This window comes from Nocardiopsis sediminis (assembly GCF_042650565.1).
GTDB lineage: Bacteria > Actinomycetota > Actinomycetes > Streptosporangiales > Streptosporangiaceae > Nocardiopsis_B > Nocardiopsis_B sediminis.
In genome coordinates this window covers 49214-70481 of sequence record NZ_JBHSBH010000004.1, presented here as the reverse complement: position 1 = coordinate 70481, position 21268 = coordinate 49214, and the positions used below count along the sequence as shown (strand labels likewise).

Genomic DNA, 21268 nt, shown 5'->3' with positions numbered 1-21268 from the left:
AGCCCCGCCGCGCGCTGCCCGGCGGCGTGGGCGTCGAAGTCAGTTGAGACCGTGCCCCGCGGATCGGCAGGCGGCGGGGGCACACCCAGCAGCCTACCGATGCCCGGACGGGAGCGGGGACAGGCCCGTGAGGAGGCCGCGCACACTCCAGGTCACAGCACGCACACGATTCGACGTCGCTCGTGCGCCGACGCCCGGGCTTTCGGGTGCCGGCGGTTAATCTGGAATCCGCATCCCTGATCCAGCCGCCTCCCTTCTCACTCTCACCAGGAGAGCCGTACCACCATGCCCGGCTTCGCGCGGCGCTGGACCGCGGTGCTCTGTGCCGCGGCGGCCATCGGCACGGGGGTCGCACCCGCGACCGCCGCCGACGGCATCTCCCGGGTCGACCCGACGCCCGTCGCCGGCTCCACCGTGCGCCTGACCGACGGAGCGGCCGCCGAGACCTCGCTGTACCGGATCCTCATCGACGACGGCGTGTCCGTCACCGCCTACTGCGCCGACATCAGCATCAGCGTCGACCCGCAGGTGACCTATGTCGAAGGTCCCCTGGCCGGGGCCGAGGGGATCCCCGACGGCGCCGCGGCGCCGCTCAACTGGATCGTGCGCAACTCCTACCCGCTCGTTGACCTCGACCGCCTGGGCACCGCGAGCGGGGTGCCCGGGCTCGACCAGGAGCGGGCGATCGCCGCCACACAGGCCGCCGTGTGGCACTACACCAACGGCACCGAGCTCGCGGCGCGGCCCGGCGAGCGCGGCGGCGGCAACCACCCGGCCGTGGGCGCCCTGTACCGGTACCTGGTCGACTCCGCCGGGCGCAGCGAGCTGCCCGACCCCCGGCCCACACTGGAGCTATCCCCCGGCCGCCTGGAAGGCGGCGATCCGGCGCTGCCGCTGGGGCCGCTGACCGTGCGCACGACCGACACCGGGCCCGTCGAGCTGTCGGTCAAGGGCGGGTCCGCGCTCCGGCTGGCCGACGCCGACGGCGCCACGATCACGCAGGCCGCCGACGGTGAGGAGTTCTTCCTGCACGTCGACCCCGCGGCCCCCGCCGGGGTGGCGACCGTCTATGCGCAGGCCGACGACGCCACCGTCGAGCCGGGCCGGCTGTTCACCGGCCGCGACGGCGTGCAGACACAGCCGCTGCTGACCGCCGAGCCGGCGGTATCCCCCAGCACGGCCACCGTGAAGGTCGACTGGAGCGCCTCGCCGGCCCCGGCGGAGGAGCCCGCCCCGCCCCCGTCGGAGGAGCCGCCCGCGACGGCGTCCCCGCCCTCCCCCTCGGCCCCGGAGCCGTCGCCGACGCGGCCCCCGGTCGTCATCGCCGACGACCGGCGCCCCGACCGTGACCTGGCGTTCACGGGGACCTGGGCGGGCGCCCTCGTCGCCATCGGCGCGGGGCTGCTGGTGGCGGGCGCCGCGATGGTTTACGCGACGCGGCGCAGGAAGCGCTGACCCCGCACGCACCACGGGCACCATTTCCGCAGGTCATTAAGGATGGCGAAGGTCCGTTTAGCGGCACGCCCGAATTGCGGGCCGACGGGGAAAGGCCGATGGCCCCTGGCGGGGCCGCGGCGGTGCGGTATAGGCACGGAAGATCTTTTCTGCCCTCCCCGGAGCTTCCGGAAACCGACACCACGCAACAGATTCGTGTGAATTCCGCGAACCATGTTGGAACCCCGGATTCGGGTCGCTAGTATCTGGCGGTGCGGTAGTCGAGATTCGTCGCCGCGGCCCCCCGCTGCCGCAAATCGACGACAACCAGACGCGCCCCTCAGGCGTCCGATATTCGATCGGCCGAACACCGCACCGGATTGCGCGAGTACGCCTCACCACTGGGTGCCCGCACCGGTCGGCCGCCGCTGCCACCGCCCTGAACTGGCGTGACAGCAATGTCCGGTTCTCCTCAAAAACTCACCGGGACACAATTTGATCCACACTGAACTCCCCCACACCGCCAAGCGCCGCGGCCGGGTCCTCACCGCCGTCGCCGTCACCGCGGCGGCCTCCCTGGCCTTCGGGTTCTCCGCCGCCCCGGCCCTCGCCGACGGCGCTCGCGGCAGCTACACGGGCAACGCCCTCGACGGCATCACGGTCAAGACCGACCAGGGCAACGTCGGCACCACCCTGTTCAACCTGACCCTCGAAGACGGCACGGTCCTCCAGACCTACTGCATCGACTTCGAGACCAGCATCCGCAACAACGCGGACTACCAGGAGGACGACTGGGCCAACTACCCGGGCCAGGGCGACTTCAGCGAGCCCGCCAAGGTCCACTGGATCCTCCAGAACTCCTTCCCGGCCCTCAGCGTCGCCGAGCTCGCCGAGGCCAGCGGTGTCGAGGGGCTGAACGACCGCCAGGCGCTGGCCGGCACCCAGGCCGCCATCTGGCACTTCAGCAACGGGATCGAGCTCGCCGAGGGCAACGACGGCAACGTCGCCGCCCTCTACGAGTACCTCACCACCAACGCCGAGGACCTGCCGCAGACCAGCGAGCCCGACGCGTCCCTGCGGATCACCCCCGGCTCGGCCGAGGGCACCGCCGGCAGCACCATCGGCGAGTTCACCGTCGAGACCAGCGCCGAGTCCGTGCCGCTCAACCTCGACGCCCCCGAGGGCGTCGAGCTGGTCGACCTGGAGAGCGGCGAGCCCATCGACGCCGCCTCCAACGGCACCACCTTCGGCTTCGAGGTCCCCGAGGGCACCGAGCCCGGCGAGGCCTCGGTGTCGGCGTCGGTCTCCACCGACGTGCACGCCGGCCGCCTGTTCCAGGGCATCGAGGGCCAGGACCCCACCCAGACCCTCATCACCGCCGAGAGCGGCGAGGCCGAGGTCGGCTCCGGTGCCACCGTCACCTGGACCGAGGGCGAGGCGCCCGCGCCGAGCCCCTCGCCCAGCGAGGAGGCCCCGTCGCCGGAGCCCACCCCGAGCGAAGAGGCCCCCAGCCCCTCGCCGAGCCCGAGCACCCCGGACGAGCAGACCCCGCCGAGCTCCGGCGGTGACCTGCCGCTGACCGGTGCCGCCATCGGCGGCCTGGTCGCCGCGGGCCTGGCCGCCCTGGGCGCCGGTGGCGCCGCGATGTACTTCAGCCGCAAGCGCAAGAGCGCCGCCGCGGCCGACGACATCGACGGCTAACATCACCTCCCCCGCGAGGGGGAAAGGCGAAACGCCCGCCGCCGTAGCGATACGGCGGCGGGCGTTTTTCGTGCCTCTGCCGGTGGCCGGGCCCCGGGGCGGGGCGGCTACCTCACAGGACAGAACACCTAGACGGCGTAGGCGCTGCGGGAGAGCAGCGGGCCGCCGTTGCGGTCGGCGAGGGCGGCCTCGACCGCCGCACCCACGCGGTAGGTGCGGTCGTCGGCCAGCGCCGGGGCCATGATCTGCAACCCGACCGGCAGGCCGTCCTCGGGGGCCAGCCCGCAGGGCACCGACAGGGCGGCGTTGCCCGCGAGGTTGGCCGGGATGGTGCACAGGTCGGCCAGGTACATGGCCATGGGGTCGTCGCTGCGCTCGCCGAGCGGGAACGCCGTGGTGGGCGTGGTGGGCGAGACGAGGACGTCGACGTTGTCGAACGCGGCGTCGAAGTCGCGCTTGATCAGCGTGCGCACCTGCTGCGCCGACCCGTAGTAGGCGTCGTAGTACCCGCTGGACAGGGCGTAGGTGCCCAGGATGATCCGCCGCTTGACCTCGGGCCCGAACCCCTCGGCGCGGGTCAGCGACATGACCTCCTCGGCGCTGCGGGAGTCGTCGTCGCCGACGCGCAGCCCGTAGCGCATGGCGTCGAACCGGGCCAGGTTCGAGGAGCACTCGCTCGGCGCGATCAGGTAGTAGGCGGCCAGCGCGGCGTCGAAGTTGGGGCAGGACACCTCGACGACCTTGGCGCCCAGCGACTCCAGCAGCTCGACCGACTCGGTGAAGCGCTGGAGGACACCGGGCTGGTAGCCCTCGCCGCCCAGCTCCTTGACGACGCCGATCCGCAGGCCCTCGACGTCGGCGCGGCGCGCCGCCTCGGCCACCGGCGGCACGGGGGCGTCGATGGAGGTGGAGTCGCGGGGGTCGTGCCCCGAGAACGCCTCGTGCAGCAGCGCGGCGTCGAGCACGTTGCGGGCGAAGGGGCCGGGGGTGTCCAGCGACGACGCGAAGGCGATCAGGCCGTAGCGGGAGGAGCCGCCGTAGGTGGGCTTGGCGCCGACCAGGCCGCACACGGCCGCGGGCTGGCGGATCGACCCGCCGGTGTCGGTGCCGGTGGCCAGGGGGGCCTCGAAGGCGGCCACGGCGGCCGAGGACCCGCCCGAGGACCCGCCGGGGATGCGGGTGAGGTCCCACGGGTTGCGGGTGATGCCGTAGGCGGAGTTCTCGGTGGAGGAGCCCATGGCGAACTCGTCCATGTTGGTCTTGCCCAGGATGACGAGCCCGGCCTCGCGCAGCCGCGCGGTGACGGTGGCGTCGAAGGGGGGCCGCCAGCCCTCCAGGATCTTGGAGGCGGCGGTGGTGGGCATGTCGGAGGTGGAGAACACGTCCTTGTGCGCGACCGGAACGCCGGCGAGCGGGCCCAGCTCCTCGCCCGCGGCGCGGCGGGCGTCGACCCGGCGGGCCTGCTCCACCGCGGTGGAGCGGTCGACGTGCAGGAACGCGTGGATGTCGCCGTCGACGCCGTCGATCCGGTCGAGGTAGGCCTCGGTGGCCTCGACCGACGAGGTGGCGCCGGAGGCGATGGCGGCGCCCAGCTCGGCCGCGCCCATCCGGACCAGATCGGTGCCCGTCATTCTTCCTCCCCCAGGATCTGCGGGACGCGGAAGCGCTGATCCTCGACCGCGGGCGCGCCCGCCAGCGCCTGGTCGGGGGTCAGCCCCGGCCGGGCCTCGTCGGTGCGGTAGACGTTGGTCAGCGGCAGGGCGTGCGAGGTCGGCGGGATGTCGCCCTTGGCGACCTCCTGCACCTTGGCCACAGCGGAGATGATCTCGTCGAGCTGGGCGGCGAGCCGGTCGAGCTCGTCCTCGTGCAGCGCCAGCCGCGACAGCCGGGCGAGGTGAGCGACCTCATCGCGGGTGATGGCGGACATGTTCGGCAAACCGTTTCTTCGGTGGGTGCGGACGCCCCAATCCTATGGGGGCGCGGGACGGGGCGTCGTCGGATGCGCCGCCCCGCCCGCGCCGCCGTCGGCGGTCCGCGGACGGCCGCCCCCGCCCGCCCCGTTCCACCGCGTGGAACACCCGCGTATGTCCCGTGTATCCCATCTCACATCCGCCGGAACCGCGTGTTCCGGCAGGCACGGAGCGTGGTGGTGGTACCACCACCGGCCACACACGACTTGGCCTTATTAACTCCCCACTTCACGCCTCGTAGGTTGACGGCGACGCCGACCACCTTCCTGCATCCCCCTTCGCCCCAAGGGAAAGGCCGAGCCATGAGCCAGCTCACCTACCGGATCCCCGACCACCTGCCCGCCCCCGGCCCCGTGCGCATCGGGCCCGACGACCCCCGCTACGACCACCTGGTGACCCGCGGAGCGAGCAACCGCTTCAACGGCGAGCCCGACCGGGTCTACGTGGTGGGCTCGACCCAGCAGGTCGTCAGCGCCGTCCAGGAGGCGGTCGCCTCCGGGAAACGGATCGCCCCGCGCAGCGGGGGGTGCTGTTTCGAGGACCTCGTCGACAACCCCGAGGTGCGGGCGGTCATCGACCTCTCCGACATGACGCGGGTCTACTTCGACCCCGGGCTGCGCGCCTTCGCGGTCGAGGCCGGTGCCACGCTCGCCGAGGCCTACCGGCGCCTCTACCTCGGATGGGGCGTGACCATCCCCGCGGGCTACTGCCCCGAGGTCGGCGCGGGCGGGCACGTGGTCGGCGGCGGGTACGGGCCGCTGTGCCGGCTGCACGGCCTGGTGGTCGACCACCTCTACGCGGTCGAAGTGGTCGTCGTCGACGCCGGCGGGCGGGCGCGCAGCGTCATCGCCACCCGCGAGGAGTCCGACCCCAACCGGGACCTGTGGTGGGCGCACACCGGCGGGGGCGGCGGGAACTTCGGCGTCATCACCCGCTACTGGTTCCGCTCACCGGACGCCTCCCCCGACCTGCCCCCGGAGCGGCTGCTCCCGGCCCCGCCCGCCACGGTGCTGACGTTCAGCGCCGAGTGGAGCTGGGACGGCATGGACCGGGAGGCCTTCACCCGCATGGTGCGCAACCACGGGGAGTGGGCCGAGGCCCACAGCGGGGACGGCGACGAGGCGGCGGGGCTCTACAGCGAATTCGTGCTGCTGCGCCGCGCCGCCGGGGTGCACATGATGGTCGGCCAGGTGGCGGCGGAGCCCGGTGAGGACGAGCGGCTGCTCAAGGAGCACATCGACGCGGTCGGCGCCGGGGTGGCCGAGCCCAGCGGGCTGCGGACCAGACGGCTGCCCTGGCTGACGGCGGCGCTCAAGGGCCCCGGCGACAGCGTCGGCGACTGGCACCTGAAGATCAAGGCCGCGCACCTGCGCCGCCGCTTCACCGACCGCCAGATCGCCACCCTGTACCACCACCTCACCCGCACCGACACCGACGTGATCGGCGGCAGCGTCTCGCTGAACACCTACGGCGGCCGGGTCAACGAGGTCGCCGCGGACGCGACCGCCATGCCGGCGCGCGACTCGGTGCTGAAGCTGTCCTACCTGGTGTCGTGGAAGGACCCGGAGGACGCGCCCGGCCACCTGGCGTGGATCCGCGAGTGCTACCGGGACATGTACGCCGACACCGGCGGGGTGCCGCTGCCCGATGAGGTCAACGGCGGGGCCTTCATCAACTACCCCGACACCGACCTGGCCGACCCCGAGCGCAACACATCAGGCGAGCCCTGGCCGACCCTCTACTACGAGGACAACTACCCGCGGTTGCAGCGGGTCAAGGCCGCGTGGGACCCCCGCGGGGTGTTCCGGCACGCGCTGTCCGTGGAGCCCGCGGACTGACCCCCGCAACCGCGGCCCGCGAAGGGGGCGGCCGGCTCCCGGCCGCCCCCGCCCGCCGTCAGATCGACCCGGTGTGCTCCTGGGCCGGCTGGTCCTGGTCGCCGTGGCGCTCGTTGCGCCGCAGCCACGCCGACACGTCGCCGGCCTCCAGCGGCGGGGCGAAGAACCGCCCCTGGGCGGCGTAACAGCCCATGGCGCGCATGGCCTCGGCGACGGCCGCGGTCTCGACCCCCTCGGCCACCGCGTGCATGCCCAGGGTGCCCACCAGGTCGACGGCCGACTCCACGATCACCCGGCCGTCGGGGTCGGCGACGCTGCGCCGCACGAACGATTCGTCGATCTTGATCTCCTCGACCGGCAGCCCCTTGAGCCGCGCGAGGGTGAAGTAGCCGGTGCCGAAGTCGTCCAGCGACAGCGAGACCCCCAGGTCGGCCAGCGCCAGGATGGTGGGGGTGACGGCGTCGGCCTCGGCCACCATCACGCGTTCGCTGATCTCCAGGCGCAGGCGGTCGGGGCGCACGCCGTGGCGGCGCAGCCCGGCGGCGACGATGTCGGGCAGCGTGGGGTCGAGCAGCTCCCGCGCGGACAGGTTGACCGAGACGGGGACGTCGAAGCCCTCGGCCCCCCAGCGCGCGATGCGCGGCAGGGTCTGCTCCATCACCTCGTGGGTGAAGCTGCGCATCAGGTAGGACTGCTCCACCATGGGGACGAACTCCTCGGGCGGCAGCACCCCCCGCTGCGGGTGCCGCCAGCGGACCAGGGCCTCCAGCCCCACCGCCCGGCGGTCGGACAGGCGCACCTTGGGCTGGTAGAACATCTCCAGCTCGTCTTCGACCAGGGCGCGGCGCAGCTCCCCGAACAGGCTCAGCCGCGCGGTGGAGTTGCGGTCCTTGTGCGGCGCGTAGAGCTCGACCCCGGTGCGGTGCTCCTTGGCGACGTACATCGCGACGTCGGCGCGCTGCATGAGCAATTCGAAGTCGGGCGCATGGTTGGGGTAGAGCGCGATGCCGACGCTGGCCTCGAGGTCGAAGTCCATGCCGTCGAGGCGCATGGGCTCGGCCAGGGACACCCGCAGCCGGGTGGCGACCTCGCGGGCGGAGGCGGAGTCGCGCACCTGCGGCAGCAGCACGGCGAACTCGTCGCCGCCCAGGCGCGCGACGAGGTCGCCCGGGCGCACGCTGTGGGTGAGGCGGCGGGCGACGGTCTGGAGCAGGCGGTCGCCGGTGGGGTGGCCCAGGGTGTCGTTGACCTCCTTGAACCGGTCCAGGTCGAGCAGGAGCAGGCCGACGCGCTGCTTGCGCTGCTGGGCCTCTGCCAGGGCCTCCTGGGTGCGGACGATCAGCAGCTTGCGGTTGGCCAGGCCGGTGAGCTCGTCATGGTTGGCCTGGTGCTCGCGCTTCACCGAGAGGGTGGCGCTGGAGTAGAGGGCGATCAGGGGCAGCGAGAACAGCGGAACCAGCCACACCGAGTGCGCCATGGCGACCACGACCAGCGGCGCCAGGCTGAGCAGCACCCCGTTGACGAACAGGCGCTGGCCGATGTCCTTGCCCATCATGGTGTGCAGCGGGGCGCGCTCGTGCATGGCGACCGCGCACTCCACCAGCACCATGTTGGTGATGAAGTAGGCCGCGCCCGCGAGGGCGACCGCCAGCAGCTCGGCCCCCTGCGGCACCCACGGGGCGGGGACGGGGCCGGGCATGAGCAGGCGCAGGACGGCGTCGGCGCCGCCGAAGCTGAGGACGTACTGGGCGAGGTTGAACGCCGTGCGGTGGGGGGCGTGGCGCCGGGCCACCCCGGCGATGACGGTGGCGACGGCCTGGACGAGCCCGGCCACGGGCAGGCCGTAGGCGATCAGCAGGGCGAAGGAGAACGGCATCGAGGTGGGTGCGCCGTTGTCGGAGGGCGTGCTGGGGGTGGCGATGGGGCGCAGCTCACCCAGGATGACCATGCACAGGACGACCCAGACCAGCGGCTTGCGCGCGAGCGCGACCAGGCCGTCGAGGCCGAAGACGTAGACGGACACGCCGAGCAGGGCGCAGCCCGCCACGGTGGTGCTGGCGAGGTAGAGCCACAGCGGCGTCCCGACCCGGGGCCCGACATCCCGGGTGCTCGTGGGATCCAACATAGACGTCCTCAGGGGTGCTTCATGGAGCCCGGCGCCGAAACCTTTTGCGCCACTCACGGCGCCGGCGCTCCTCACGAGATCTGTCTTCACGTTCACTGTTCCGGTCACCCCCATGACCGTTACAGCGCGTCTGCGAAATGCGGGTGCACCGGGTCGACCGCGGACTCAGCTTACGATGCTTCATCACCAGGTGTCGTCGATCGGGGACTTTAAGTAAGGCACCCTTCGCCTGGGAGAATCGCCCGATTCGATCCAGAATACTGCGACAGGTAGCCTAGTGATCGCGCATCGTAGAGACCAGTGGCCAGAGGGCGTATGCGGTGCTGCCGGGCCGTGCCCGGTCCGGCCGCACCGCTGGTCACGCCTCGGGTTCCGGGTTGAGCCTGAGTTCGGTGGCCGCTTCCGGCCCTTTCTCCAGCAGCGCCGTGAAACCGGCCTCGTCGAGGATCGGCACGCCGAGCTGGACCGCCTTGTCGTACTTGGAGCCCGGGCTCTCGCCCACGACCACGAACCCGGTCTTCTTCGAGACCGACCCCGTGACCCGCCCGCCCTGCTCGGCGACCGCCGTGGTGGCGTCGTCGCGGCTGTAGCGGTCCAGCGAGCCCGTGACCACGACCGTCACCCCCTCCAGCGGGCGCGGCCCGCCGACACCCTCTTCCTCCATCCGCACACCGGCGGCCCGCCACTTGGCCACGATCTCACGGTGCCAGTCGACCGCGAACCACTCCCGGATCGAGGCGGCGATGGTGGGGCCGACCCCCTCGACCGAGGCGAGCTCCTCCTCGCTCGCCTGGGCGATGGCGTCGAGCGAGCGGAAGTACCGTGCGAGGTCCTCGGCGGCGCGGGGGCCCACGTGCCGGATCGACAGCGCCACCAGCACACGCCACAGGGGTTTCTGCTTGGCCTGTTCGAGCTGGTCGAAGAGTTTCTCGACCGTCTTCTTCGGCTCGCCCTGCTGGTTGGCGAAGAACGTGACGACCTTGCGCTCGCCCGTCTCGGGGTCGATCTTCGGCTCGCTGGTGTCGCGGTCGAGGACCAGGGTGCGGATGGGCAGCAGCTGCTCGACGGTGAGGTGGAACAGGTCCCCTTCGTCGCGCAGCGGCGGGGTCTTGGGCTCCAGCGGCTGGGTGAGCGCCGTGGCGGCGACGTAGCCGAGCGCCTCGATATCGAGCGCCTTGCGCCCGGCGACGTAGAAGAGCCGTTCGCGCAGCTGGCCCGGGCAGGATCTGCTGTTGGGGCAGCGCAGGTCGACGTCGCCCTCCTTCTGCGCGCCCAGCGGGGTGCCGCACTCGGGGCAGGCGTCCGGCATCTCGAACGGGCGCTCGGAGCCGTCGCGGACCTCGGGCACCGGCCCCAGGATCTCGGGGATGACGTCGCCGGCCTTGCGCAGCACCACGGTGTCGCCGATGAGCACGCCCTTGCGCACGACCTCCTGGGCGTTGTGCAGCGTGGCGAACTCGACCTCGGACCCGGCCACGCGGACCGGCTCCATGACGCCGTAGGGGGTCACCCGGCCGGTGCGGCCGACGTTGACCCGGATGTCCAGCAGCTTGGTGGTGACCTCCTCGGGCGCGTACTTGTAGGCGATGGCCCAGCGCGGCGCGCGGCTCGTGGAGCCCAGGCGGCGCTGCACCGAGATGTCGTTGACCTTGACGACCACGCCGTCGATCTCGTAGGCGGGCTCGTGGCGGTGCTCGCCGTAGTGGTCGATGTAGGAGCGGACCTCGTCCATGGAGGACACCACACGGTAGCGGTCGCTGACCGGCAGCCCCCAGTCGCGCAGCGCCTCATAGGCCTGCGACTGGTGGGTGAACTCGACGTCCTCGTAGAGGCCGACCCCGTGGACGAGCATGCTCAGCGGGCGCGACGCGGTGATCCGCGGGTCCTTCTGCCGCAGCGAGCCCGCGGCTCCGTTGCGCGGGTTGGCGAACTGCGCCTTGCCCTCATCGGCCAGGCGGGCGTTGAGCGCCTTGAACGCCTCGCCCGGCAGGAAGACCTCGCCGCGCACCTCCAGCAGGGACGGGACGGGGCGGACGGAGTCGTCGAGGCGCTCGGGGATGTCGGCGATGGTGCGGACGTTGAAGGTGATGTCCTCGCCCACGCGGCCGTCGCCGCGGGTGGCCGCCTGGTGCAGGCGGCCGTCGCGGTAGACGATGTCGACGGCCAGGCCGTCGATCTTCAGCTCGCACAGGTAGGACTCGATCGCGATCTCGTTCTCGACCCGGTGCGCCCAGGCCGCCAGCTCCTCGCCGTCGAAGGCGTTGTCGAGGCTCTGCATGCGCGCCAGGTGCTCGACCGCGGCGAAGTCGACGCTGATGGGCGCGCCGACCTTCTGGGTGGGCGAGTCCTGGGTGACCAGCGAGGGGTGCCGGTCCTCGATGCCGCGCAGCTCCTGCATGAGGGCGTCGTACTCGGCATCGGAGATGATCGGGCTCTGCATGTAGTACCGGTAGCTGTGGTCGTCGATGACCTCGCACAGCTCGGAGTGGCGCTCGCGCACCTCAGCGGGTACCGGATCGACGGCGGCCGATTCTTCCGCGCTCACCCGTGTACGTCCTTTCGTCGTTCTAGCGCCGTGGTTCGTCGCGGAGGACCCGGGCCGCGGCCCGGCAGGACTCCAGCGCGGCGCGGGCATGGCCCGGGGAGGCTTCGGCGAGCCCGCAGGTGGGTGTGGTGACCACCGCGCGGGCGGCCAGTTCAGGGGCCAGTCCGATACGATTCCACAGCTCACGTACGGGGTCGACGGTATCGGCCGGGTCGGACAGAACCGTGTCGACACCCGGCACGACCCCCGCGAGCAGACCCGCACCGGCTTCAAGGGCCACCCCCAGCGGCTCGTCGGCGGCGCGGGTGAGGCGGGTGGCGTCGAGGCTCAGCGCCCGCGCGCCCGAGCGGCGCAGCAGGTCGATGGGGACCGCGGCCGCGCAGCAGTGCGCCACCGGGTAGGCCCCGGCGTCGGCGACGGCGGCGAAGACGGCGCGCAGCCGCTCCTCGGCGACGACCCGGTCGACCGCGCGCAGCCGCCCGTAGCCGCTGGCCGTGGGGATGTCGCCGAGCAGCACGGCGGGCAGCGAGGGCTCGTCGACCTGGACCAGCGGCTCGGCGCCGGGCACCCGGGCGCGCACGTCGGCGATGTGCGCGCGCACCCCTTCGACGAGCGACTCGGCGAGGTCGGCGACCGCCCCGGGGTCGGCGAGCAGCCGCTCGCCCGAGCGCAGCTCGATCCCTGCGGCGAGCGTCCACGGGCCGGCGACCTGGATCTTCAGCGGCCCCCGGTAGCCGCCGGCGTGGCGTTCGAGGGCCTCCAGGTCGTAGGAGAGGAAGCTCGACGCCCGGGCGGAGTCGCGGCCGGGCCGCTGCACCACGCGCCAGCCCGAGGGCTGCACCTCGATGGGGAACTCGACCAGGAGGGCACCCGAGCGCCCGATGATGTCGGCCCCGGCACCGCGCACGGGCAGTTCGGGCAGGTGCGGCAGGTCGGGGAGTTCGCCCAGGACGGTGCGCACGGCCTCGCCGGGGTCGTCTCCGGGGTAGGACCCGACCCCGGTGGAGGCGGCTTCGGGCCAGGGGTAGGGAATTACTGCTGTTTTAGTGTTCATGAGTGCCTGTTACCTGTCATGAGTGCTCTATGATCCTCCTTATGAACCTGACGGAATGGGCGCGAGCGCAGGGGGTCGCCCCGCGCACCGCGTACCGCTGGTTCCGTGAGGGCACGCTGCCGGTCCCCGCGGAGCGTGTGGGGCCGCGCACGATCCTGGTCAACATCGACGCCAACACCTCGCCGTCCGCGACGGGCGGCGTGGGCCTGTATGCCCGTGTCTCCTCGAATGATCAGGAAGACGACCTTGCCCGTCAGGTGGCTCGGCTGTCGGAGTGGGCGGCGAAAGCCGGCCACCGGGTGGTGCGGGTCGAGTCGGAGATTGCCTCCGGTATGCGCGGGGGCCGCACCAAGGCCCGTCGCCTGCTGGCCGACCCGAACGTGACCACCGTGGTGGTGGAGCACAAGGATCGGCTTGGCCGGATGAACGTGGAACTGGTCGAGGCGGCTTTGTCTGCGAATGGCCGTCGCCTGGTCGTGCTGGACGAAGGCGAAGCCGAAGACGACCTGGTAGGCGACATGGTCGAGGTTCTGACCTGGTTCTGTGCCCGCCTGTACGGGCGTCCTTCGGCGAAGAACCGGGCGAAGAAGGCGCTTGAGGCGGCTGCCGCCGATGACTGAGACGAAGAAGCAGCTCCGCGCCATCGACACCCCCTTCGTCGCCCCCGGGCCGTCCGGGGTGGCGATACGCGACCGGCTCAAGAACCTCACCACCGAGGACGAGAAGGTGTTGCGCCTGGTCGGTGACCATCTCGGGCACTTGGCGTCGCTGGACCTCCAAGCCCGGTGTGCGGACGGCAACGACCACGATGCGCAGAAGTGGGCGGCTCGTAAGCAGGGCCTCACCGCCGCCTCGTCCTCCCGCTGGGCGGGGTCGATCACCAAGGCCACACACGATCAGTGGGCGCTGTCCCGTCGCTGCCAGCTCGCGCACATCCAGAACCTCGAAGCAGGCGTCACGATGCTGCGGCACCGGTTGTCCCAGCCGATCGGGGCGAAGGGCGGCAAGCAGGCACCAGGCGGGTACCGGTCGAAGGGCGAGTGGTTCCACAAGTCCCGCCGTCTTGCGACACTGAAACACCGGCTCGACGCGGCCCGTGCGGACCGGGAGAACGGCGTCGTCCACGTTGTACGTGGCGGCCGTCGCCTCCTCAACACCCGGCACAACCTCACCAAGGCCCAGCTCAGCGAGGCCGAGTGGCGTCGGCGCTGGGAAGCGGAGCGCTGCTTCCTCTCCGCGGACGGAGAGTCGGGCAAGCGGTATGGCAATGAGACGATCCGCATCAGCCTGGACGGCGAGGTGTCGATAAAGCTGCCCGCGCCGTTGGCCGATCTCGCGAACGCGAAGCACGGCCGCTACGTGCTCGCCTCCAAGGTGGTATTCGCGCACCGGGGCGCGGAGTGGGCCGACCGCATCACCGCGGACCGGGCCGTCGCCTACCGCATCCACCACGATGTGGAACGCGGCCGCTGGTATATCACCGCGTCCTGGCAACGCCCGGTCGTCCCGACCATCGGGCTGGAGACCGCCCGCGCCAAGGGCATGGTCGGCGTCGATACCAACGCCGACCACTTCGCCGCCTACCGGCTCGACGTGCACGGCAACCCGGTCGGCGACCCGCACCGGTTCCACTACGACCTCAGCGGCACCGCGGCCCATCGGGACGCGCAGATCCGGCACGCCATCACCCAGGTCCTGCACTGGGCCAAGCACTGCGGTGTCGCCGCCATCGGGATCGAGGACCTGGACTTCGCCGCCGAGAAGACACGGGAGAAGCACGGCCGGAACAAGAAGTTCCGGCGGATCGTCTCTGGTATCCCCACCGGCAGGCTCAAGGCCCGGCTCGTGTCGATGGCCGCCGGACTCGGCCTCGCCATCGTGGCCGTGGACCCGGCATACACCTCCCAGTGGGGTGGCCGGCACTGGCAGAAACCGCTGGCCTGCCGGCGACGCAAGATGTCCCGTCACGATGCCGCCGGCATCGCGATCGGGCGACGCGCCCTTGGGCACCCGATCCGGCGACGGACGGCACCGCCCCACGACGACCGGAGCGATCGTCGCGGGCATCGGACCGTCCAGGCCGGGCCGGGTAACCGAGGGCGTGAGGAAACCCGCCCACCCGCCACGGAACGCGCACACGATGCGCGCAGCCGAACGGGGAACAGACAGGGAACGCGGGGGACCAGTGCATCCACCACCGTTCGGGATGCGCGCAGCGCCAGGGCCAGGGCCCAAAACCCACTCCTGAACGCTGAATAGGAACGGTATCGCTGCTCGGTCACGAGGCCCAAGATTAAGGCACGTGCGCACCTACGGGTGAGCGGCGGCCCTTCGGCCAGCGAGAACGGCGCGGTGGACCGGGGCGCGGGCGGGCCGGGGCGCTCAGGCGGAGGCGGCCGGCGTCTTCTCGGAGGTGTCGCCGCCGGTACCGTCGCCGCCCGTTGCGGCCCTGCGGCGTCTGCGGCGCAGGACGAGGGCCACCGCGACCGCTGCCGCCGCCGCTGCGGCGACGCCCGCCGCCAGCCACGGGGAGCGCAGGAACAGGTTCCACCACGCCGCGACCACGGCCATGCCGCCGAGGCTGTAGATGGCCGCCCAAACCGCGCAGCCGGGGACCATGGCGGCCAGGTAGCGAGGGAAGGACATCCGCATGGCGCCGGCGGCCAGCTGGACGGCGGTCTGGAAGCCGACGGTCACGTAGGAGACCGTGACGACGGGCGGCCCGAACCGGTTGATCAGGTGTTCGGCCCGGCCGAGCCGGTGCCCGGCGCGGACGCCCAGGCGCGAGCGGTGCAACCCCGCCCCGACACCGCGGCCGATCCAGTAGGTGGCCTGGGTGCGCAGGAAGACGATCGCGAACAGCGCCGCGTAGACGATCCAGAAGGGCTGTCCCCGCAGGAACTCGTACTCCATCGCGCCCTCCGTTCACCGACCCGGAACTATGTTATGCCTAACCTAACTCGCGCCACAGGAGGGTGCCGGGTGACGTGCGCCCGAGAACGGGGCGGCGGCTCAACCCGCGGGCGCCTCCTGCGCGGCCCGCGAGGTGCGCGCAATGGTCGCCGACCCCAGCACGATGTCGCCGTCGTAGACCACCGCGGCCTGGCCCGCCGCCACCCCCGCGGCCGGCCGGTCGAGCCGGACCACCAGCTCGCCGTCGCGCTCCCAGGCCCGGCACGGCAGCACCTCGCCGTGCGCGCGCAGCTGGACCGTGCAGGGGGTGGGCTCGGTGAGCGGAGCGCACCCGCTCCACACCGGCCGCGCGCCCACGACCTCGTCGACCTCGAGCGATGCGCGCGGGCCCACCGTGACCGTGTTCTGCACCGGCTCGATCGACAGCACGTAGCGGCGGTCGACCGAACCGCCCAGGTTCAGCCCCTTGCGCTGCCCGACCGTGAAGGAGTGCGCGCCGTTGTGCGTGCCCAGCACCTCGCCGGACTCGTCCTTGATGGGGCCCGGCTCCGCGCCCAGGCGCCCCTGGAGGAACCCCGCGGTGTCGCCGTCGGCGATGAAGCAGATGTCGTGGCTGTCGGGCTTGTCGGCGACCGTCAGCCCGCGCCGGGCGGCCTCGGCCCGGACCTCGTCCTTGGTGCAGTCGCCCAGCGGGAACATCGCGTGCGCGATCTGCTCGCGGGTGAGGACCGCCAGCACATAGGACTGGTCCTTGGCGGAGTCGACGCTGCGCCGCAGGCGGCCGTCGAGCAGCCGCACGTGGTGGCCGGTGCACACCGCGTCGAAGCCCAGCGCGACCGCGCGGTCGAGCACCGCCGCGAACTTGATCTTCTCGTTGCACCGCAGGCACGGGTTGGGGGTGCGCCCCGCTGCGTATTCGGCCACGAAGTCCTGGACGACGTCGCGGTCGAACTCGTCGGCCATGTCCCACACGTAGAAGGGGATGCCGATCACATCGGCGGCGCGCCGGGCGTCGCGGGAGTCCTCGACCGTGCAGCAGCCGCGCGCACCGGTGCGATAGGACTGCGGGTTCTTGGACAGGGCCAGGTGCACCCCGGTCACGTCATGGCCGGCCTCGGCCGCACGGGCGGCCGCCACCGCGGAGTCGACGCCGCCCGACATGGCGGCCAGTACACGCAGAGTCATAGCCGTTCCAGCCTATGCGCTCGCCGGGTCTGCTCCCTACGGCGGGCCGCCCCCTCCTGGTGGCTCGGCCACCCCCGCGCTCTGCGAAAATCTCTCCATGGCTCTGTTCCGTCGCCGCCGATCTTCCTCGCAGTCCGACTCCGCCGTCGCCGTGGACGAGTTCTGGGCGCAATGGCCCGGGCTCCGCGCCGATCTGGCCGCGAGCATCGACTCCGGGCAGCCGGTCGCCGGTGAGACCGCCGGCCGGCTCACCGAATGCGTCACCCGCATCCACCCGGCTCTGAAGTGGGAGGTCTCCGCGGCCCCGCACACCTCCGGCGACCTGCTGGGCGACTTCGGGCTGAGCGCCGACGACGACCCCGATGCGCTCATGGCGCGCATGGCGGAACTGGACGACCCCCTGGCCGCGCTCGGCAAGGGCGCTGCCTACGCGCTGACCCTCAGCGCAGGCCCCGACGACCAGGCGCGCATCCTGGCCGAGCGCTGGGCGCGCGCCGCCCCCGATGAGCCGGACTGGCGGTTCTTCCCGGCCTTCCCCGCCGACCACGACAAGCTCGGCAAGCCGCTGAAGTGGGACGACCACGAGCTCGACCTCGCGCACTGCACGGTGTCCCTGCGCGTGGACCAGCAGCAGGGGCGCATCCAGGCGGGCGTCTACCACCCCGACTTCATGTTCCTGCCCGAGGAGACCCGCAACGGCGTCGCCGACCACGTGGTGATGCTGGCCCTGGGCGAGGACGACTACGTGCGCTGGATCGGCCGGGTGGAGGCGCTGGCGGAGAAGCCGCTCGACCCGCTGCCGCCCACGTCGATCCCCTCGGTCGTGCAGCAGCTGTCGGGCGCCCTGGGCAGCGGCGGCTGGGTCACCCTCCAGGGGCGGGTGCCCCTGCGCGGGCTCATCGAGATCGCCGTCCGCCAGCCCCTGCACCGGCGCGACTTCCCCGCTCTGACCCTGTACGTGCTGGTGGTCGTCCCCTACACCGACGCCAACGACGACAAGCTGCCCGCCGGGTCCTCGGCCGGTGCCCTGGAGGCGCTCACCACCCGCCTGCGCGACCTGCTCGGCGACAACGGCGCGCTGCTCGCCCAGCAGACCGCCGCCGGCCAGCGCCAGCTGCACTTCTACCTCGACCCCGACTCCGGCGTGCTGCCCGAGCTGGAGCAGGCCGTGCGCGCCTGGCCCGAGGGCCGCGCGGCCGTCCAGAGCCGCCTCGACCCCGAATGGGACGTGATCGACCAGCTCCTGCGGCCGATCAAGCGCCAGCTGGGCAGGTGACCCGGGCGCCGCTGCGACGCGGCGCCCACCGGATCAGCGGCGCTTGCCCCGGGCCGTGCGGGCGCGTGCCACGGCCGGCGCGATCGCCTCGGCGAGCGCCGTGACGTCGTCGGCCGTCGAGCCGCGGCCCAGGGAGAACCGGAGCGAGCCGCGCGCGGTCTCGGGGTCGGCGCCCATGGCGAGCAGCACGTGGCTGGCCTGGGCCACCCCCGCCGAGCACGCCGAACCGGTCGAGCACTCGATGCCCTTGGCGTCGAGCAGCATCAGCAGGGCGTCGCCCTCGCAGCCGGGGAAGGACATGTGGGCGTTGCCCGGCAGGCGGTGCACGGGGTCGCCGTTGAGGGTGGCGTCGGGGACCTCGGCCCGCACCGCCGCGACCAGGTCGTCGCGCAGCGCCGCCAGTGCGGCGGAGTGGGCGGCGCGCTCGTCGACGGCCATCCGCACCGCCGTGGCGAAGCCCCGCAGCAGCGGGGTCATCAGGGTGCCCGAGCGGACCTCGCGCTCCTGCCCGCCCCCGTGCAGCACCGGCACCGGGTCGACCCCGCGGGCCAGCAGCAGCGCGCCCGCCCCCACGGGGCCGCCGAGCTTGTGCCCGCTCACGGTGAGCGCCGACACCCCGCTCGCGGCGAAATCCACGGGTTCGGCGCCGACGGCCTGAACGGCGTCGGTGTGGAACGGGATGCCGTACTCGGCGGCGATCGCGGCGAGTTCGGCGACCGGCTGCACCGTGCCGACCTCGTTGTTGGCCCACATCACCGACACCACGGCCACCGAGGCGGGGTCGCGCTCGATGGCGGCGCGCAGGGTCTCGGGCAGCACGCGGCCGAGCGGGTCGACCGGCAGCTCCTCGTAGAGGGCGCCCTGGTGGTCGGCCATCCACCGCGCGGGGTCGAGGACCGCGTGGTGCTCGACAGCGGAGACCAGCAGCCGCCGGCGCGCGGGGTCGGCCTGGTTGCGGGCCCAGTACAGGCCCTTCACGGCGAGGTTGTCGGCCTCGGTCCCGCCGCTGGTGAACACCACCTCGTTGGGGGTGGCGCCGAGGGCGACGGCGATGGCCTCGCGCGCCTCCTCCACGGCCCGGCGGGCGCGGCGGCCCGCCCCGTGCAGCGACGACGCGTTACCGAGATGCCCGAACTCCTCGGTCATGTCCCGGACGGCCTCGGGACGGACGGGGGTCGTGGCTGCGTGATCCAGATACACCATGGCCGTCTCAGGATACGGCGGCGAATCGGGGTGAATCGCCCCGGCCCGTGGCCACGGCACAACGGACGGCCGCGGCCCTAGGGCCGCGGCCGTCCGTCTCCCGGCGGAAGCCGGTCACTTCCGCTTGTTGATCTCCTCGGTGAGCTGGGGGGCGACCTTGTGCAGGTCGCCCACCACGCCGAAGTCGGCCAGCTCGAAGATCGGCGCCTCGGGGTCCTTGTTCACCGCGACGATGTTCTTCGAGGTCTGCATGCCGGCCCGGTGCTGGATCGCACCGGAGATCCCCAGCGCCACGTACAGGTTGGGGCTGACCGTCTTGCCGGTCTGGCCCACCTGGAACTGGTTGGGGTACCAGCCGGAGTCGACCGCGGCGCGCGAGGCGCCCACGGCGGCGCCGAGGGAGTCGGCGAGGGCTTCGACGACGGAGAAGTCGTCGGAGCCGACACCGCGGCCGCCCGAGACCACGATCGCGGCCTCGGTCAGCTCCGGGCGCTCGCCCTTCTCCTGCGCGACGCGCTCGACGACCTTGGCCGACTTCGCGGCGTCGGAGATCTCGACCGACACCTGCTCCTCGGCCGCGGCGCCCTCGGCAGGCGCGGGCGGCACCGAGTTGGGGCGCACCGCGACCACCGGCACGCCGCTGCGCACCTTGGCGTGGGTGATGGTGGCGCCGCCGAAGACACTGTGCTCGGCCACGAGGTCGGCGTCGAGGTCGACGACGTCGGTGAGCACACCGGAGCCCAGCTTCACGGCGGTGCGGCCGGCGACCTCCTTGTTCGCGGCGGTCGCCGAGACCAGGATCGCGGCGGCGGACTTCTCGCCGGCCAGCTTCGCCAGCAGCTCGGCCGTGGGCGCAACGACGTAGTCGTTGAGCTCGGCCGGGGCGACGTAGACCTTTTCGGCGCCGTACTCGGCGAGCTTGGCCCGGCCCGCATCGGCGCCGTCGCCGACCCACACCGCCGAGGGCTCGCCGATGCGGCGGGCGGCGGTGAGCAGCTCGGTGGTGACCTTCTTGACCTCTCCGTCGACGTGGTCGACGAGGACGAGGACCTCAGCCATGTCTGTCCATCCCTACTTTCGTTCCCCGCTCGCGGACCTAGACGAACTTCTTCTCGGCGAGGAAGTCGGCGGCCTTGACGCCGCCGTCGCCCTCGTCCTTGACGATGGTCCCGGCGGCGCGCGGCGGGGCGGCCGCGGAGTCGACGGTCTCGGTCGTGGCGTCGGCCAGGCCGATCTTGGCGGGGTCGATCCCGGCGTCGGCCGCGGTGAGCGTGTCGACCTTCTTCTTCTTGGCCGCCATGATCAGCTTGAACGACGGGTAGCGCGGCTCGTTGATCTTCTCGACGACCGAGACAACGGCGGGCAGCTGCGCCTCGACGACGTCGTAGCCGTAGTCGGTCTGGCGCTGGATCCGGACGGCCGTGCCGTCGATGTCGACCTTGCCGGCCAGGGTGAGCTGCGGCAGGCCGAGGTATTCGGCCAGGGCCGCGCCGACGACGCCGGTCCGGGCGTCGGTGGACTCCGAGCCCAGGACGACCAGGTCGAACTCCAGGGTGCCCAGGGCCTGGGAGAGCGCGTAGGCGGTCTGGAGGGCGTCGGAGCCGTGGAGGGCGTCGTCCAGCAGGTGGACGGCCTTGTCGGCGCCCATCGACAGGGCCTTGCGGATGGAGTCCGTGGCCTGGCCGGGGCCCATGGTGAGGATGGTGACCTCGCCGCCGTGCTTCTCCTTGAGGAGCAGCGCCTCCTCGATGGCGTACTCGTCGAGCTCGTTGATGACGCCGTCGGACGCGGCGCGGTCGAGCGTGTGGTCGTCCGACGCGAGTTTCCGTTCGGTCGCCGTGTCCGGGACCTGCTTGACCAAAACGACGATATTCATGGCCGGTGGCCGACCTCCCTGCGCTCCCATGCGTCGCCCGCTCGGACGGCGCGGACGCCTCGCGCGTCCGTGTTGACCCCTCAAGGGTGTCAGTCGCTCTGCTGCGATCGGGTGGCGGGGCGGCGTTCACGTCACGCCGTCCCGCCTG

The 21268-nt window shown here is 72.4% G+C and carries 16 protein-coding genes; 6 read left to right on the top strand and 10 right to left on the bottom strand.

Going from position 1 to position 21268, the window contains the following annotated elements:
* Positions 1–285: 285 nt before the first annotated feature.
* Together ACFOVU_RS04520 and ACFOVU_RS04515 are read left to right on the top strand one after the other, a co-directional pair.
* The gene (locus tag ACFOVU_RS04520) at positions 286–1455 is read left to right on the top strand and encodes a thioester domain-containing protein (RefSeq protein ID WP_378530046.1); all 1170 of its coding nucleotides are present in this window, start codon (positions 286–288) and stop codon (positions 1453–1455) included.
* A 474-nt stretch (positions 1456–1929) separates the two neighbouring features.
* Positions 1930–3135: a Cys-Gln thioester bond-forming surface protein gene (locus ACFOVU_RS04515; RefSeq protein ID WP_378530044.1), complete on the top strand. Its 1206-nt coding sequence runs from the start codon at positions 1930–1932 to the stop codon at positions 3133–3135.
* A gap of 128 nt (positions 3136–3263) precedes the next feature.
* Here ACFOVU_RS04515 and gatA read toward each other — a convergent pair whose 3' ends face one another.
* Positions 3264–4766 (bottom strand): Asp-tRNA(Asn)/Glu-tRNA(Gln) amidotransferase subunit GatA, encoded by a 1503-nt coding sequence (gene gatA, locus ACFOVU_RS04510; RefSeq protein ID WP_378530043.1) that lies wholly within the window; start codon positions 4764–4766, stop codon positions 3264–3266.
* Positions 4763–5062, bottom strand: coding sequence for an Asp-tRNA(Asn)/Glu-tRNA(Gln) amidotransferase subunit GatC (gene gatC / locus ACFOVU_RS04505; protein ID WP_378530040.1), 300 nt, complete (start codon positions 5060–5062; stop codon positions 4763–4765). Before gatC ends, gatA begins: the two co-directional genes overlap by 4 nt.
* Positions 5063–5407: 345 nt before the next feature.
* Between gatC and ACFOVU_RS04500 the strand changes: the two genes are divergently transcribed.
* Positions 5408–6943, top strand: coding sequence for an FAD-binding oxidoreductase (locus ACFOVU_RS04500; RefSeq protein WP_378530038.1), 1536 nt, complete (start codon positions 5408–5410; stop codon positions 6941–6943).
* A 58-nt stretch (positions 6944–7001) separates the two neighbouring features.
* Here the strand turns inward: ACFOVU_RS04500 and ACFOVU_RS04495 are convergent, their stop codons facing one another.
* From ACFOVU_RS04495 to ACFOVU_RS04485, 3 genes are all read right to left on the bottom strand, one after another.
* Positions 7002–9068: a putative bifunctional diguanylate cyclase/phosphodiesterase gene (locus ACFOVU_RS04495; protein ID WP_378530036.1), complete on the bottom strand. Its 2067-nt coding sequence runs from the start codon at positions 9066–9068 to the stop codon at positions 7002–7004.
* 358 nt (positions 9069–9426) lie between these two features.
* Positions 9427–11613, bottom strand: coding sequence for an NAD-dependent DNA ligase LigA (gene ligA / locus ACFOVU_RS04490; protein WP_378530034.1), 2187 nt, complete (start codon positions 11611–11613; stop codon positions 9427–9429).
* Positions 11614–11635: 22 nt separating this feature from the next.
* Positions 11636–12667: a methionine synthase gene (locus ACFOVU_RS04485; protein WP_378530032.1), complete on the bottom strand. Its 1032-nt coding sequence runs from the start codon at positions 12665–12667 to the stop codon at positions 11636–11638.
* A gap of 41 nt (positions 12668–12708) precedes the next feature.
* On the opposite strand from ACFOVU_RS04485, the gene ACFOVU_RS04480 reads away from it, so the two are divergent.
* Both ACFOVU_RS04480 and ACFOVU_RS04475 read left to right on the top strand, forming a co-directional pair.
* Positions 12709–13287 (top strand): IS607 family transposase, encoded by a 579-nt coding sequence (locus tag ACFOVU_RS04480; RefSeq protein ID WP_378530030.1) that lies wholly within the window; start codon positions 12709–12711, stop codon positions 13285–13287.
* The gene (locus ACFOVU_RS04475; protein WP_378530028.1) at positions 13280–14926 is read left to right on the top strand and encodes an IS200/IS605 family accessory protein TnpB-related protein; all 1647 of its coding nucleotides are present in this window, start codon (positions 13280–13282) and stop codon (positions 14924–14926) included. The genes ACFOVU_RS04480 and ACFOVU_RS04475 overlap by 8 nt, the downstream gene beginning before the upstream one ends.
* A gap of 123 nt (positions 14927–15049) precedes the next feature.
* Here ACFOVU_RS04475 and ACFOVU_RS04470 read toward each other — a convergent pair whose 3' ends face one another.
* Both ACFOVU_RS04470 and mnmA read right to left on the bottom strand, forming a co-directional pair.
* Entirely contained in the window at positions 15050–15580 is a 531-nt protein-coding gene (locus ACFOVU_RS04470; protein WP_378530026.1) for a DedA family protein, read from the bottom strand.
* A 99-nt stretch (positions 15581–15679) separates the two neighbouring features.
* Positions 15680–16765 (bottom strand): tRNA 2-thiouridine(34) synthase MnmA, encoded by a 1086-nt coding sequence (gene mnmA / locus ACFOVU_RS04465; RefSeq protein WP_378530025.1) that lies wholly within the window; start codon positions 16763–16765, stop codon positions 15680–15682.
* Between the two features lie 97 nt (positions 16766–16862).
* On the opposite strand from mnmA, the gene ACFOVU_RS04460 reads away from it, so the two are divergent.
* Positions 16863–18041, top strand: coding sequence for a DUF695 domain-containing protein (locus ACFOVU_RS04460; protein ID WP_378530023.1), 1179 nt, complete (start codon positions 16863–16865; stop codon positions 18039–18041).
* 33 nt (positions 18042–18074) lie between these two features.
* Here the strand turns inward: ACFOVU_RS04460 and ACFOVU_RS04455 are convergent, their stop codons facing one another.
* The 3 genes from ACFOVU_RS04455 to ACFOVU_RS04445 form a co-directional block, all read right to left on the bottom strand.
* Entirely contained in the window at positions 18075–19244 is a 1170-nt protein-coding gene (locus ACFOVU_RS04455) for a cysteine desulfurase family protein (protein WP_378530021.1), read from the bottom strand.
* 114 nt (positions 19245–19358) lie between these two features.
* On the bottom strand, positions 19359–20303 hold the full coding sequence (locus tag ACFOVU_RS04450; protein ID WP_378530019.1) for an electron transfer flavoprotein subunit alpha/FixB family protein: 945 nt from the start codon (positions 20301–20303) through the stop codon (positions 19359–19361).
* A gap of 37 nt (positions 20304–20340) precedes the next feature.
* Positions 20341–21120: an electron transfer flavoprotein subunit beta/FixA family protein gene (locus ACFOVU_RS04445; protein ID WP_378530018.1), complete on the bottom strand. Its 780-nt coding sequence runs from the start codon at positions 21118–21120 to the stop codon at positions 20341–20343.
* Positions 21121–21268: the final 148 nt, after the last annotated feature.

Excerpts from the sequence above, each read along its gene's own strand:
- ACFOVU_RS04470 (WP_378530026.1), bottom strand. The coding sequence starts at position 15,580 with ATGGAGTACGAGTTCCTGCGGGGACAGCCCTTCTGGATCGTCTACGCG.
- ACFOVU_RS04495 (WP_378530036.1), bottom strand. The coding sequence starts at position 9,068 with ATGTTGGATCCCACGAGCACCCGGGATGTCGGGCCCCGGGTCGGGACG.
- ACFOVU_RS04455 (WP_378530021.1), bottom strand. The coding sequence starts at position 19,244 with ATGGTGTATCTGGATCACGCAGCCACGACCCCCGTCCGTCCCGAGGCC.
- mnmA (WP_378530025.1), bottom strand. The coding sequence starts at position 16,765 with ATGACTCTGCGTGTACTGGCCGCCATGTCGGGCGGCGTCGACTCCGCG.
- ACFOVU_RS04480 (WP_378530030.1), top strand. The coding sequence starts at position 12,709 with ATGAACCTGACGGAATGGGCGCGAGCGCAGGGGGTCGCCCCGCGCACC.
- gatC (WP_378530040.1), bottom strand. The coding sequence starts at position 5,062 with ATGTCCGCCATCACCCGCGATGAGGTCGCTCACCTCGCCCGGCTGTCG.
- gatA (WP_378530043.1), bottom strand. The coding sequence starts at position 4,766 with ATGACGGGCACCGATCTGGTCCGGATGGGCGCGGCCGAGCTGGGCGCC.
- ACFOVU_RS04445 (WP_378530018.1), bottom strand. The coding sequence starts at position 21,120 with ATGAATATCGTCGTTTTGGTCAAGCAGGTCCCGGACACGGCGACCGAA.
- ACFOVU_RS04500 (WP_378530038.1), top strand. The coding sequence starts at position 5,408 with ATGAGCCAGCTCACCTACCGGATCCCCGACCACCTGCCCGCCCCCGGC.
- ACFOVU_RS04460 (WP_378530023.1), top strand. The coding sequence starts at position 16,863 with ATGGCTCTGTTCCGTCGCCGCCGATCTTCCTCGCAGTCCGACTCCGCC.
- ACFOVU_RS04520 (WP_378530046.1), top strand. The coding sequence starts at position 286 with ATGCCCGGCTTCGCGCGGCGCTGGACCGCGGTGCTCTGTGCCGCGGCG.
- ACFOVU_RS04450 (WP_378530019.1), bottom strand. The coding sequence starts at position 20,303 with ATGGCTGAGGTCCTCGTCCTCGTCGACCACGTCGACGGAGAGGTCAAG.
- ACFOVU_RS04485 (WP_378530032.1), bottom strand. The coding sequence starts at position 12,667 with ATGAACACTAAAACAGCAGTAATTCCCTACCCCTGGCCCGAAGCCGCC.
- ACFOVU_RS04475 (WP_378530028.1), top strand. The coding sequence starts at position 13,280 with ATGACTGAGACGAAGAAGCAGCTCCGCGCCATCGACACCCCCTTCGTC.